General features: G+C 70.7%; 17 protein-coding genes. 5 read left to right on the top strand and 12 right to left on the bottom strand.

Features of this window, described 5'->3' with window-relative positions; genetic code table 11:
• Nucleotides 1-54 precede the first annotated feature (54 nt).
• The 4 genes from ACFHW1_RS12435 to ACFHW1_RS12450 form a co-directional block, all read right to left on the bottom strand.
• Nucleotides 55-951: an ADP-ribosylglycohydrolase family protein gene (locus tag ACFHW1_RS12435; protein ID WP_416555369.1), complete on the bottom strand. Its 897-nt coding sequence runs from the start codon at nt 949-951 to the stop codon at nt 55-57.
• A 63-nt stretch (nt 952-1,014) separates the two neighbouring features.
• The gene (locus tag ACFHW1_RS12440) at nt 1,015-2,163 is read right to left on the bottom strand and encodes an RNA polymerase sigma factor (RefSeq protein WP_416555371.1); all 1,149 of its coding nucleotides are present in this window, start codon (nt 2,161-2,163) and stop codon (nt 1,015-1,017) included.
• A complete protein-coding gene (locus tag ACFHW1_RS12445) occupies nt 2,160-2,567 on the bottom strand; it encodes a YciI family protein (protein WP_416555372.1) in 408 nt (135 codons plus the stop codon). The genes ACFHW1_RS12440 and ACFHW1_RS12445 overlap by 4 nt, the downstream gene beginning before the upstream one ends.
• 125 nt (nt 2,568-2,692) lie before the next feature.
• Complete coding sequence (locus ACFHW1_RS12450; RefSeq protein WP_416555374.1) at nt 2,693-3,367, bottom strand: DNA polymerase beta superfamily protein; 675 nt, start codon at nt 3,365-3,367, stop codon at nt 2,693-2,695.
• A 72-nt stretch (nt 3,368-3,439) separates the two neighbouring features.
• Between ACFHW1_RS12450 and ACFHW1_RS12455 the strand changes: the two genes are divergently transcribed.
• The gene (locus tag ACFHW1_RS12455) at nt 3,440-3,865 is read left to right on the top strand and encodes a hypothetical protein (RefSeq protein WP_416615443.1); all 426 of its coding nucleotides are present in this window, start codon (nt 3,440-3,442) and stop codon (nt 3,863-3,865) included.
• Here the strand turns inward: ACFHW1_RS12455 and ACFHW1_RS12460 are convergent.
• Complete coding sequence (locus ACFHW1_RS12460) at nt 3,850-4,410, bottom strand: GNAT family N-acetyltransferase (RefSeq protein WP_416615445.1); 561 nt, start codon at nt 4,408-4,410, stop codon at nt 3,850-3,852. The genes ACFHW1_RS12455 and ACFHW1_RS12460 overlap by 16 nt on opposite strands.
• Nucleotides 4,411-4,426: 16 nt before the next feature.
• On the bottom strand, nt 4,427-4,639 hold the full coding sequence (locus ACFHW1_RS12465) for a DNA-binding protein (RefSeq protein WP_282233911.1): 213 nt from the start codon (nt 4,637-4,639) through the stop codon (nt 4,427-4,429).
• Between the two features lie 59 nt (nt 4,640-4,698).
• On the opposite strand from ACFHW1_RS12465, the gene ACFHW1_RS12470 reads away from it, so the two are divergent.
• The gene (locus ACFHW1_RS12470; protein ID WP_416555380.1) at nt 4,699-4,905 is read left to right on the top strand and encodes a hypothetical protein; all 207 of its coding nucleotides are present in this window, start codon (nt 4,699-4,701) and stop codon (nt 4,903-4,905) included.
• 227 nt (nt 4,906-5,132) lie between these two features.
• On the opposite strand, the gene ACFHW1_RS12475 is transcribed toward ACFHW1_RS12470, so the two are convergent.
• Genes ACFHW1_RS12475 through ACFHW1_RS12485 form a run of 3 tightly spaced genes read right to left on the bottom strand, consistent with a single transcriptional unit; the run spans nt 5,133 to nt 6,908 of the window.
• The gene (locus tag ACFHW1_RS12475) at nt 5,133-5,654 is read right to left on the bottom strand and encodes an HAD domain-containing protein (RefSeq protein WP_416615446.1); all 522 of its coding nucleotides are present in this window, start codon (nt 5,652-5,654) and stop codon (nt 5,133-5,135) included.
• Nucleotides 5,655-5,685: 31 nt separating this feature from the next.
• The gene (locus tag ACFHW1_RS12480; protein WP_416568213.1) at nt 5,686-5,883 is read right to left on the bottom strand and encodes a DUF397 domain-containing protein; all 198 of its coding nucleotides are present in this window, start codon (nt 5,881-5,883) and stop codon (nt 5,686-5,688) included.
• Nucleotides 5,884-5,909: 26 nt separating this feature from the next.
• Nucleotides 5,910-6,908, bottom strand: a complete 999-nt coding sequence (locus ACFHW1_RS12485; RefSeq protein ID WP_416615448.1) for a helix-turn-helix domain-containing protein — start codon at nt 6,906-6,908, stop codon at nt 5,910-5,912.
• Between ACFHW1_RS12485 and ACFHW1_RS12490 the strand changes: the two genes are divergently transcribed.
• From ACFHW1_RS12490 to ACFHW1_RS12500, 3 genes are read left to right on the top strand one after another with little or no spacing between them, the layout of a single operon-like run.
• Nucleotides 6,842-7,453: an ArsR/SmtB family transcription factor gene (locus tag ACFHW1_RS12490; RefSeq protein WP_416615449.1), complete on the top strand. Its 612-nt coding sequence runs from the start codon at nt 6,842-6,844 to the stop codon at nt 7,451-7,453. The two genes, ACFHW1_RS12485 and ACFHW1_RS12490, sit on opposite strands and share 67 nt — an antisense overlap.
• 6 nt (nt 7,454-7,459) lie before the next feature.
• On the top strand, nt 7,460-8,218 hold the full coding sequence (locus tag ACFHW1_RS12495; RefSeq protein ID WP_416615450.1) for an SRPBCC family protein: 759 nt from the start codon (nt 7,460-7,462) through the stop codon (nt 8,216-8,218).
• A gap of 32 nt (nt 8,219-8,250) precedes the next feature.
• A complete protein-coding gene (locus ACFHW1_RS12500; RefSeq protein ID WP_416555386.1) occupies nt 8,251-8,859 on the top strand; it encodes a dihydrofolate reductase family protein in 609 nt (202 codons plus the stop codon).
• Nucleotides 8,860-9,088: 229 nt separating this feature from the next.
• On the opposite strand, the gene ACFHW1_RS12505 is transcribed toward ACFHW1_RS12500, so the two are convergent.
• From ACFHW1_RS12505 to deoC, 3 genes are read right to left on the bottom strand one after another with little or no spacing between them, the layout of a single operon-like run.
• Entirely contained in the window at nt 9,089-9,913 is an 825-nt protein-coding gene (locus tag ACFHW1_RS12505; RefSeq protein WP_416615460.1) for an aldehyde dehydrogenase family protein, read from the bottom strand.
• Nucleotides 9,914-9,923: 10 nt separating this feature from the next.
• Nucleotides 9,924-11,354: an aldehyde dehydrogenase family protein gene (locus ACFHW1_RS12510; RefSeq protein WP_416555388.1), complete on the bottom strand. Its 1,431-nt coding sequence runs from the start codon at nt 11,352-11,354 to the stop codon at nt 9,924-9,926.
• Nucleotides 11,355-11,359: 5 nt separating this feature from the next.
• Complete coding sequence (gene deoC / locus ACFHW1_RS12515) at nt 11,360-12,325, bottom strand: deoxyribose-phosphate aldolase (RefSeq protein ID WP_416555390.1); 966 nt, start codon at nt 12,323-12,325, stop codon at nt 11,360-11,362.
• Nucleotides 12,326-12,430 lie beyond the last annotated feature (105 nt).

Here is a 12,430-nt window from a genome sequence, read left to right on the forward strand (position 1 = left end):
CGTTGACCGCCGTGGCGGCCGGATCCGCTGCTCGCCGTGTGACAGGCAGGCCCGTCACCGGCGTACGCGGTCGGGGAGCGGTTCGCGGCGGGCCAGCCACCGCGCCGGGATCCCGCCCGGTCCGGATCCGGTGTACGCGGCCACGATGCCGCCGACGATCGCCGCGGTCGTGTCGACGTCGCCGCCGGCCTCGACACAGGCGTGGATGGCCGCCGGGTAGTCGTCGAGCCGGGTCGCGGCGACCCACAGTGCGAACGGGACGGTGTCGAAGGCCAGCACCTGCGAGCCGTTGCCCAGCTCGTACGCCGCCTCGGCGACGCCGACTGCCAGCAACCGTCTGGACCGGACGATCCCCGCGTGTAGTCGGCCGTCGATCAGGTGGGCCAGCACCACGTCGAGCAGCTCGGCAGGCTCGGGCCGGGACCGGGTCAGCCGGGACCAGCCGGCTTCCGCCGCCGCGACGGCGACGGCGACCGCGCCCAGGATGGCTTCCGGGTGGGCGTGGGTGACCTCCGCCGAGCGCCAGGCCTGTAGCGCGGCGGTACGGTTATCGCCAGCGTGGAACGCGCCGAGCGGGGCGACCCGCATCGCGGCGCCGTTGCCCATCGACCCCTGGCCGTCGAACGCCGCACCGGCCGCGTCCCGCCAGGGAACGCCCTGCCGGATCTGGCGTAGCAGGACCACCGCGCCGGCACCGTAGCCACGGTACGCCTCGAAGTGCCCGGCGAACCGGGCCGCCAGGCAGTCCTGATCGACGCCGTCGCGCTCGCGCAGCTCGGCGACGATCGAGCAGGCCATCTCGGTGTCGTCGGTCCACGGCCACGGCCCGGCCGGCGGATCCCCGTCGAGCAACGCGGCAAGGCTGGTGCCGGGGACGAAGAACTGGGCGCCGAGGGCATCACCGACGGAAAGCCCGTCAAGACTGTCGTAGCAGAGGTCGAGCATCGTCATGTCGGGGCAGACTCTGCCAGTTGCGGCGGCGGTTCGGAAGGTCGGAGCCACCGTGGATCATCGTCAACTTCGCAGCTGCGTGTTGAGTCGGGCGGCCTGCCGCATGAGATGGTCGCGCTCGGGCAGGTTGGGCGCTGACCGGGCAGCCTGGGCGTAGAGCCGCGCTGCGGTCACCGGGTCACCGTCGCGCTCGTGCAGGTGCGCCGCGACGGCGGCGTACCGGGGCAGGGCCGGGTCGAGGTCCGCCAGGGCGGCCAGACCAGCTCGCGCACCGTCGGCCTCGCCGAGCGCGACGGCGCGGTTGAGCCGGGCCACCGGGCTGCCGGTGCGGCGCACCAGTTCGTCGTACCACCCGACGATCTGCACCCAGTCGGTCTCCTCGACGGTCCGGGCGTCGGCGTGCAGCGCGGCGATGGCGGCCTGGGCCTGGAACTCGCCCAGCCGGTCGCGGGTGAGGGCGGTCTGGAGCACGTCGATGCCCTCAGCGATGAGTCCGCTGTCCCACCGGCTGCGGTCCTGCTCGGCGAGCGGCACGAGCCGGCCGTCGGGGCCGGTCCGTGCCGGACGCCGGGCGTGGTGCAGCAGCATGAGCGCCAGCAGGCCGGCGACCTCCTCGTGGTCGATCATGGTCACCAGCTGGCGGGTGAGCCGGATCGCCTCGGCGGCGAGGTCGACGTCGCCGGAGTAGCCCTCGTTGAAGACCAGGTAGAGCACGCGAAGCACGGTGGCGACGTCACCGGGCTGGTCGAACCGGACGCCGGCGACGGTCCGTTTGGCCCTGCTGATCCGCTGGGCCATGGTCGCCTCCGGCACCAGGTATGCCTGCGCGATCTGCCGCGTGGTCAGGCCGCCGACCGCGCGTAGCGTGAGCGCGACCGCCGAGGCGGGGGGCAGGGCCGGATGCGCGCACAGGAAGTACAGCGCCAACGTGTCGTCTGCTGCCGTCGCGCCCTGCTCGGGTACGGGTTCGGCTTCGGCCAGTTCCTCCCGCCGCCGCCGGGAGGTGTCGGCGCGCACGGCGTCGAGGAACCTGCGCCAGGCCACCGTCACCAGCCAGCCCTTGGGATCGCGCGGTGGGTCGTCCGGCCACGCACGTACCGCCTCGACCAGGGCGTCCTGCACGGCGTCCTCGGCCGCCGCGAAGTCAGCTCCGCGACGGACGAGGAAGCCGGTCACCGCGGGCACCAGCTCCCGCAGCAGGGACTCGTTCACTCGGCGGCCGTGGGCTGCTCGCCGTAGAACGGCCGCACCTCGATCCACTCGTGGATCGGCTTGCCACCCGAGCCGGGAGCCGCGGACAGTTCACCGGCGAGCTCGATCGCGCGCTCGTAGTTCTCCACGTCAATCACCATCCAGCCGGCGATCAGGTCCTTGGTCTCGGCGAACGGGCCGTCGGTGACCGGTGGCCTGCCCTCGCCGTCGTAGCGGACGAAGGTGCCCTCCGGGGAGAGCGCCTGACCATCGACGAACTCGCCGGTGCCCTCCAGCCGGGCGGCGAAGTCATTCATGTACTGGATGTGAGCCGTGACCTCCGCCGGCTCCCACTTGTCCATCGGTACGTCGTTGACCGCCGCCGGCGCGCCCCGGTAGTGCTTGAGCAGCAGGTACTTGGCCATCATGTCTCCTTGGTGAGGTACGGCCCCATTGTGGTCGTGTTCGCACCTGGGACGGAGCCGCTCCCGGGTTCTCGACATGCCGGCGCGAGGTTTCTCCACGAAACTTCAACGACTCCGCGCGCCGGTCACCGCAGGTTCCTTTTCCGGACGGCGACGAGCAGCCGGTCCACGGCGGCCCGGTCAGGTTGATCCGGCAGTACGGTGCCGGCCGCCGCGTCGTCGAGCTCGGCCAGCAGGTCCGCCGCCCAGGCGGTGACCACCGCCCACGGCAGCTCGCCGCGCCGGAGGGCGAGCAGCCGGCCCCGCAGCTGCCCCACGTCGACCAGGATCTCCCCGGTACGCAGCACATGCGTACCGGCGGTCAGCAGCCGGATCATGTGCATCGCCTGCTTGTGGTTGGTCTCACCGGTACGTTCCCGGCGGGCCGCCACCCGGTCGAGCTGGTCCCGGGCGTAGCCGCCGTAGGTCTGGGCCAGCCGGGTCGACAGGAACGCCTGCCGGGCGGCCAGCAACTGCTCGCCGTCTTCGCGCAGCGTCTCGACCAGCGGGGACCAGAGCACCTCCAGGACGGTCGGATTGCCCTGCAGCGCCAGGGCGCAGAAGCGTTCGAACTCCCAGGAGAACTGCTCCGGCGCCGGCCCGTCGAGGTGGGTGGGCGGCTTGTCCAGCCGCCAGAACGCTCGGGTCGGGGCCACGTAGACGCCGCGCCGGTCGTAGTCGGAGTCCGGTTCGTGCAGCCCGTACGCCCGGGAGCCGACGACGACGGCGAGGACGGTGTGCCGCTCGACGAGCTCGTTCACGCCGGGCACGTTACTCCTGGCCGTGTGATGTCCCGGCGGACCCGGGTTGCTCGACCGGGCGAGGATGGGGCGGTGGTGGATTCGTCCTGGGCGGCGGTCGGCCCTCGGCCGGATCTCGACCGTTTCCTGCGCGAGTACGGGCTGACTGAGGCAGGCCTGGGCGATCGGCTCCGTACTCGTCCGGCGCGGTCCTGGATCGACGGCGAGACATTCGACGACGAGTATCTGGTGCACGATTCGGTGTTGCGTCCGCAAGGGGAATACCCGTGTGCCGGCGACACGCAGGCTCTTGCCTTCTGCGAGGAGATCGCGGACCTGATCGTTTCCCGGTACGGGTCGACGCGGGACGCGGCGGTGGCAGTGGTCAACCGGCAGTGGTCCGAGGCCGAACCCGGGGAGCGTTCACCACGGGTGTGGATCGTCGGCTCCGACATCGTCTACCACGAGACGCCGGAGTACTGGGCCGAGTTCATCGTCAACCGTCACAGCGTGAGCTGAAAATAGCGGTATCGGGTGTCGCCCGGGCCGGGGCGGCTGTGGCCGTCGGCCTGCCAGCCCCGAGCGGCGTAGAAGCGCTGGCCACGATCGTTACGTTCCCACGCCTCCAGCACCCCGCCGGACCGACCGGTCCGCCGCAGGTACGTGACGAAGGCGTCGTGCAGCAGCCCGCCGATTCCTCGGCTCCAGCAGTCGGGGAGCACGTGGATCTGGTGCAGTTGGCCAATGTGGGCCGGGTTGACGTGACCGGCGGCGGCGGGTCCCATCGCGGCGCAGCCGACGATCCGGCCATCGAGGACAGCGGCGACGGTGAACCGCTGCGGCGAGGTGACCGCGTTCGCCCAGGCGGCACGGCGTTCGGCGTACGCCTCGGGCGACGACAGCGACGGGTCGGCCGGGTCCAGCCCACCTGCCGCCGTGTAGTAGGCGGTGCGGGCCAGCGTGTGCACCTCGGTCAGCTGATCGACATCGGCGAGAGTCGCCTTGCGTACGTGGGCCGGTGCGGGCTGGCGGTGGGGAAGGTCGACACCGTCAGGCGAGGTCATCCGGTGTCTCCTCTGGTCAGTCGGCGAAGGTGAGGCCGCGTTCGGCCAGTGCGGTGGCCAGGATGCCGACGGCCTTCGGGCCGATGCCGTGCATGGCCAGCAGGTCGTCGCGGCGGTAGGTGGCGACCTGGGCGAGGGTGGTGACGCCGGCCGCGAGCAGGGCACTGTTGGCGGGTCGTCCGATTGGCGGCAGGTCACCGATCTGGGCAGGCAGATGGCGAGTGCTCATCCGCCTACGGTAGCCGGTGTGGCCGTGCTCGGGCCTTGGTCGTTGATAGCGGCGGCGGCATGACCGTGAGCATTCCGATCACGCCCGACGATGACCTCGGCGAGAGACCGGTCGCTGCTGTTGCCGGGGGCAACCGGTTCGCTCCGATCGCATGGGCGATCCGTGAGTACCTGGATCGGCGCGCCGTCGATGCTGCTGCTGCCTGGCACGCCACCCTCGCCGGCGAGGACGCTGCGGCGTACGCCGAGTTCAACGCCACGCGGTAGCTGCAGCAGGATCGCCTGCACGCGGCGATGTTGTCGACTACACCCTAAGTAGCCGACGAGTTCGTGTTCGGGTGGTCAGCGCCAGCGCCAGCGCCTGCAGCCGTGCCTACCCGGTGATCGTGTTGATCCACGATCGCGCCGACGGAGACGTTCCCGGCATCCTTGTTCCGCTGCCCAGCGATGTGAGGCTCAGATACCTTACGACGCGGTCGTAAGGTATCTCAGCCTCACATCGACGCGGCTTTGCCGCCGTCGACTGCGAGCCACTGGCCGACGGTGGAGAAGTCGGCGTCGGTGAGGCCGAGATGCGGGTCGACGCGGTGCAACAGGGCCTTGCCTGGGTGGTGCGCGGACACCCAGTGTCGGTCCAGGTCGGTGATCTCGTCGTCGAGCCAGACGAAGGTGCGTCCGGCCGCCCACCCGGTCAGGAACGGCGTCTTCCAGTGCACGCCGCGCGGGGGCTCGTCGTCGGAGTCCGGCCATGGGACGACCGGCAGCTCCGGCAGGCCGAGCAGCGGCGCGACGACGTCGTTTGCCTCGGCCATCCAGGTGGTCGCCCAGACCAGTTGGCAGTCGAGTGCCAGCAGCCGGCGTCCGTCCTGCGGATCGACCCGCTCCAGCAGCGGATTGCCGATGGCGTCAAGATGAGCCGCACGGTGGGACGAAGGTGACCGGCCAGTGGCACGGGCGGCGAAGGGAATCAGCACTCCGTCGACGTCGAGGAAGACGTACGAGCGGTCGGCGGGCACGGGCGTCGTAGCGGAAGGCGGACCGGCCGAGTCAGCGGCTGGACACCGTGGTGAGGAACGCCGTCCATGCGTCGGCCGGGAAGAGCAGCGCCGGGCCGTGTGGGTCCTTGGAGTCGCGTACGCCGATCGTGCCGCCGGCCAGCGTGGCCACCTCGACGCAGTCTGACCCGCTGGCGCTGCTGCGGCTGCTTTTGCGCCAGTGAGCGTGGGACAGTTCTGGTGCGGTCATCCCGCGTCTCCTCTGGCCGGTCGGGGTCAGTCGGGAAGCTCCTCTGCCGCCCGAGCCAGGAACCTGCCGGACTCGTCCGGGTCCATGGCCTTGGCGCACAGATGATCGAACATGAGTTTATATCGCGCCACGTGGGTGTCCTCCTCCAGCAGCAGGGTGTTCGCATCGTTCTCGATGTAGACGATGGGCGGGTCGAGGATCGGGTCGGCGTAGCCGAGGATGGTGAACGGGCCGGCCATGGCGGCGTGCGCGCCTGCCCCGAACGGCACGATCTGCAGCTCGATCGACGGCTGGGCGCAGGCATCAATGAGCCGGGTGAGCTGAGTGCGCATCACCTTCGGGCCACCGACGACCCGGCGGATCGCCGCCTCGTCGAGGACGATCCAGAGTCTCGGCGGCACGTCCCGCGACAGCAGCGACTTGCGGGCGAGCCGGGCGGCGACCCGCCGGTCGATCTCGTCCGCGTCGGCGGTGCTGCGGCCGGCGTGGATGATGGCGCGGGCGTACTCCTCGGTCTGCAACAGTCCCGGCACGTACAGGCTCTGGAAGCTGCTGATCGCGGTGGCCTCCGCCTCGAAGCCGACGTAGTCGTCGGGCAGTACGTCGCCGTACGCGCTCCACCAGCCCTTCTGCCGGGCCTGCTTGGCGAGCGCGGTCAACGACTCGCGGTCCTCGTCGGACGCCTCGTAAAGGCCCAGCATTTGCTCGGTGTCCTTGAGCGTTATCCGTGAGTGGCCGTGTTCGAGCCGGATGACCTTGGTGCGGTGCCAGCCCAAGCGGCGGGCGACCTCCTCGGCGGTCAGACCGGCCGAGTCGCGGAGCCGACGTAGCTCCCGGCGTAACCGGCGAGCGCGGATCGTCGGGCTCGGAAGGGCCCAACGCTGCCAGGTCGTCCGGCAGCCACCCGAACATAAGATCTGTCTTGACAAAAATAATCGTCGGTGAGATGTTGATCGGCATGTTGGACGTAGCGGTGATCGAAGACCCGGCCGCCGCCGAGGCCTCACTCGACCCGATCCGGGCACGGCTCCTCGCCGAGCTGGCCGAACCCGCCTCGGCGACCATGCTCGCCGGCCGGGTCGGGCTGGCCCGGCAGAAGGTCAACTACCACCTGAAGGCGTTGGAGCAGCACGGCCTCATCGAGCTCGTCGAGCAGCGGCGCAAGGGCAACGTCACCGAGCGGGTCATGCAGGCCACCGCCGGTTCGTACGTGATCTCACCGGCCGCCCTCGCCACCGTCGCACCGGATCCGGCCCGCGCACCGGACCGGCTCTCCGCCCGCTGGCTGCTCGCCGTCGCCGCCCGCCTGGTCCGCGACGTCGGATCCCTGATCACCGGCGCGGACCGGGTGGACAAGCGGGTCGCCACCTTCGCGATCGACGGCGAGATCCGCTTCGCCTCGGCTGCCGACCGGGCCGCGTTCGCCGAGGAGTTGGCCAACACGGTCACCGCGCTCGTCGGCAGATACCACGATGAGACGACCCCCGGCGGCCGGCCGCACCGGCTGGTCGTCGCTCTGCACCCCAGCACCAGCACCAGCACCAGCACCGACGAACCGCAGGAAGGCTGACCCGCGATGGGACACGAGTTCGAGGTATGCAAGGAGATCGAGCTGCCGGCAACGCCGGAGCAGGTCTGGGACGCCATCGCCACCGGCCCCGGACTCGACTCCTGGTTCATGGGCCGCAGCGAGATCGAGCCACGCGAGGGCGGCACCACGCGACTCACCCTCGCCGGGCACACCGACGAGGCGACCATCGTCGGCTGGGAGCCGGGCAAGCGCTTCGCCGACCGGACCCCGACTGCGGACGACGGATCCTTCATGGCGATCGAGTACCTCATCGAAGGCCGCGACCATGGCAGCACGGTGCTGCGCATGGTGCAGAGCGGCGTGCTCGGCGACAACTGGGAGACCGAGTACGAGGCGATGAAGGTCGGTTGGGACCTCTACCTGCGCACGCTCGCCGCGTACCTGCGGCACTTCCCGGGGCGGACCGCGACCCCGGTCACGGTCGTCCGACCGGGTGCCGGCGACCCGGAGCAGATCTGGCCGGCGGTCGCTGCGGCCCTCGGCGTGACCCACCCGATAGCCGAGGGCGCGCCGGTGCGGCTCACCGTGCCCGGCGCCGCGCCGATCGACGGCGTCGTCGACCTCAGTACGCCGTCGGCTTTCCTCGGCGTACGCACCGCCGGCGGGCTCTACCGTTTCAGTCATTCCGGCGCGGAGCGGGACAACGTGCTGTTCCTCAGCCACCACATCTTCGACAGCGTCGCCGAACCGGTCGACACCGAGCCGTCCTGGCAGCAGTGGCTGGACCAGCTGCCAATCTCCTGACCGCAACTAGCTATCCGAAAGGCTGTCACCAGATGCGCAAATTGATCGTCAACACATTCCTCACCCTAGACGGGGTCATGCAGGCCCCCGGCGGACCGGGTGAGGACGAGACCGGCGACTTCGCCCACGGCGGCTGGTCGGTGAACTACTGGGACGAGCTGATGGGCCAGGCCATGGGCCAGACCATGGGCGTCCCGTTCGACCTGGTGCTCGGCCGGCGTACGTACGACATCTTCGCCGCTCACTGGCCGAACGCCCCGGAGGAGGAGGCCAAGCCGCTCAACGACGCGACCAAGTACGTGGCCTCCCGCAGTCGGCCGACGTTGAGCTGGCGCAACTCGGTGCTGATCGACGGCGACGCGGCTGAGGGTGTCGCCGCGCTCAAGCGCGCCGACGGCCCCGAACTGCAGGTGCACGGCAGCAGCGATCTCCTGCAGACCCTGCTGCGGCACGGACTGGTCGACCAGTTCCGGACCTGGACCTTCCCGGTGCTGGTCGGGGGCGGCAAGCGGCTGTTCGGCAATGGCATCACGCCCACCGCGCTGAAGCTGGTCGCCAACTCGGTCTCCACCACCGGCGTGGTGCTGAGCACCTACGAACCGGTCGGCGAGATCGCGACCGGCACCTTCGCCCTGGAGTGACCTGCCTCTGAGCCTCTGCTGACCGGTCGAAGCTCCGCTCGATCGAGCGGAGCTTCGAGCCCGGGCGGGGCGGCCGACGCGACAAGGGCGCGCAACCGGCCCGACAGTCCGCCCCAGGCAGGGCGATTACCAATGGGCGGAATCGGGCAAGGCAACAGCATGATGCAGCCTGCGGCTCCTGAGACGTACCAGCCGATGGATCCGACCGAGCCGGTGCCGGCCGGCCCGGTCAGCTGCCCTTGGGATGCCAGACGGTCTTGGTCTCCAGGAAGGTGGTCATCCGTCGGGTGCCCGGGTCGGCCAGCCAGTCGACCGACCCGACGGCCGGGCGCAGCACCCGCTTGAGGTTGCCGGCGGCGGACTGCTCCAACTCGACGGCCAACTGCGGATCGGCCACCCCGGTCAGGTCGAGCGCGTCGACGTCCAGATGCGACGCCAACCACGGCGCCGTCTCGGCGATCCTGCCGGTCAGCACGTTGACCACTCCGGCGGGCAGGTCACTAGTGGCCAGCACCTCGGCCAGGGTGACCGCCGCCAGCGGGCGGGTCGGCGAGGCCAGCGCCACCGCCGTGTTGCCGCTGACGATCACCGGGGCGACGACGCTGACCAGGCCGAGCAGCGACGGCTCGGCCGGCGCGACGACCCCGACCACTCCGGTCGGCTCCGGTGTCGACAGGTTGAAGTACGGGCCGGCGACCGGGTTGACGCCGCCGTACACCTGGGGGAGCTTGTCGGACCAGCCGGCGTACCAGACCCAGCGGTCGATCGCCGCGTCGACCTCGGCGGCCGGCTCGCCGAGCGCGACGAACTGCTCGCGTCGGCCCTCCAGCATCTCGGCGACCCGGTAGAGGATCTGACCCCGGTTGTACGCGGTTGCGCCCGACCAGCCTTTAACCGCCGCCCGGGCGGCGACGACGGCGTCGCGGAGGTCCTTGCGGGAGGCGAGCGCCACGTTGGAGTCCTGCACCTGGTACGTCCGTCCCGACTCGCTGCGCGGAAACTTCCCGCCGATGAACAGCTTGTACGTCTTGCGTACGGCCACCCGGGTAGTGATGCCGCTACTGTCAGACATCGAGGTACGCCTCCAGCCCGTGCCGGCCGCCTTCGCGGCCGTAGCCCGACTCCTGGTAGCCGCCGAACGGCGACGTCGGGTCGAACTTGTTGAACGTGTTCGCCCACACCACCCCGGCGCGCAGCCGGTCGGCGGCCCACAGGATCCGGGAACCCTTCTCCGACCAGATGCCGGCGGACAGCCCGTACGGTGTGTTGTTGGCCTTGGCGATGGCCTCGTCCGGGGTGCGGAAGGTCAGCACGGACAGCACCGGGCCGAAGATCTCCTCGCGGGCGATCCGGTGCGCCTGGCTGACCCCGGTGAACAGGGTCGGCGCGAACCAGAAGCCCTGCTGCGGCAGGTCACACGGCGGCGACCAGGCCTGCGCGCCCTCGTCGGTGCCGGCGGCCGCCAGGGTACGGATCCGGTCCAGCTGGGCGGCCGAGTTGATCGCCCCGACGTCGGTGTTCTTGTCCAGCGGGTCGCCGACGCGCAGCCGGGCCATCCGCCGCTTCAGCGACTCCAGTAGCGGCTCGGCGATCGACTCCTGGACCAGTAGCCGGGAACCGGCGCAGCAGACGTGGCCCTGGTTGAAGAAGATGCCGTTGACGATGCCTTCGACGGCCTGGTCGATCGGGGCGTCGTCGAAGACGATGTTGGCGGCCTTGCCGCCCAGCTCCAGGGTGAGCTTCTTGCGGCTGCCGGCGACCGCGCGGGCGATCTGCCGACCGACCTCGGTGGAGCCGGTGAAGGCGATTTTGTCGACATCCGGGTGGGCGACGACGGCCTGCCCGGTGGCGCCGGCACCGGTGACGATGTTGACCACGCCCGGCGGCAGGTCGGCCTGTTGGCAGATCTCGGCGAACAGCAGCGCGGTCAGCGGGGTCGTCTCGGCCGGTTTGAGCACGACCGTGTTGCCGGCGGCCAGCGCAGGGGCGATCTTCCAGGCCAGCATCAGCAGCGGGAAGTTCCACGGGATGACCTGCCCGGCGACGCCGAGCGGGCGCGGGTCCGGGCCGAAACCGGCGTACGGCAGCTTGTCGGCCCAGCCGGCGTAGTAGAAGAAGTGCGCCGACGCCAACGGCAGGTCGACGTCGCGGGACTCGCGGATCGGTTTGCCGTTGTCGAGCGACTCGAGCACGGCCAACTCGCGGCTGCGTTCGGCGAGCGCCCGGGCGATCCGGAACAGGTACTTGGCCCGGTCGCGGCCGGGCATCGGACCCCAGACCCGCTGGTACGCGGACCGCGCGGCGGCCACCGCCCGGTCCACGTCGCCGGGGCCGGCCTCGGCGACTTCGGCGAGGACCTCCTCGGTGGCCGGGTTGACGGTCTTGCGGGCCCCGCCGTCGGTCGGGTCGACGAACTCGCCGTCGATGAACAGGCCGTACGAGTCGCGGATGGTGACGACCGAGTGGGACTCGGGTGCCGGTGCGTAGTCGAACACGCTGATCAGTCCAGGGTGACGTAGTCGGGACCGGAGTAGACCCCGGTGTGCAGCTTCGACCGCTGCATCAGTAGGTCGTTGAGCAGGGTGGAAGCGCCGAACCGGAACAGGTCGGGGGTGAGCCACTCGTCGCCGGCGGTCTCGTTGACCAGCACCAGGTACTTGATCGCGTCCTTGGTGGTGCGGATGCCGCCGGCCGGTTTGACGCCGATCCGGCGCCCGGTGGCGGCGTAGAAGTCCCGTACCGCCTCCAGCATGATCAGGGTGACGGGCAGGGTCGCGGCGACCGGCACCTTGCCGGTGGAGGTCTTGATGAAGTCGCCGCCGGCCAGCATTGCCAGCCAGGAGGCGCGGCGCACGTTGTCGTAGGTGGCCAGCTCCCCGGTCTCCAGGATGACCTTGAGATGGGCGTCGCCGCAGGCCTGCTTGACCGCAAGGATCTCGGCGTACACCTGCTCGTAGCGGCCGGCGAGGAACGCCCCCCGGTTGATCACCATGTCGATCTCGTCGGCGCCGGCGGCGACCGCCGCCCGGGTGTCGGCCAGCTTCACCTCCAGCGGCGCCTGCCCGGACGGGAAGGCGGTGGCCACGCTGGCCAGGTGCACGCCGGAACCGGTGAGCGCTGCGGCGGCGGTCGGCACCATCGACGGGTAGACGCAGACGGCGGCGACCGGCGGGCAACCGGGGTCGGTCGGGTCGGGGCGGCGGGCCTTGGCGCACAACGCGCGTACCTTGCCTGGCGTGTCGGCGCCCTCCAGAGTCGTCAGATCGACCATCCGGACGGCCAGGTCGATCGCCCACGCCTTGGCGGTCGTCTTGATCGACCGGGTGCCGAGCGTCGCGGCCCGCTGCCGCGCCCCGACCTCGTCGACACCGGGCAGCCCGTGCAGGAAGCTACGCAGGGTTGCCGCGTTCCGCCCCACCTCGGTTAGATCGTGGCGCGCGGGTGCCGGGGTGTTCACCGCTGTCATGCCGCGAGTCCTGTCATGCCCGCGAGTCTACGTCGCCAGCGGGTTCACGATCTTGGCCGTCGGTCGATCGGACGAGCAGACTTAACGGCGCCGTTGGCCTACCGT

It is taken from the genome of Micromonospora sp. LOL_014 (genome assembly GCF_048060245.1).
In the GTDB taxonomy this organism is placed as follows: Bacteria; Actinomycetota; Actinomycetes; order Mycobacteriales; family Micromonosporaceae; genus Micromonospora_E.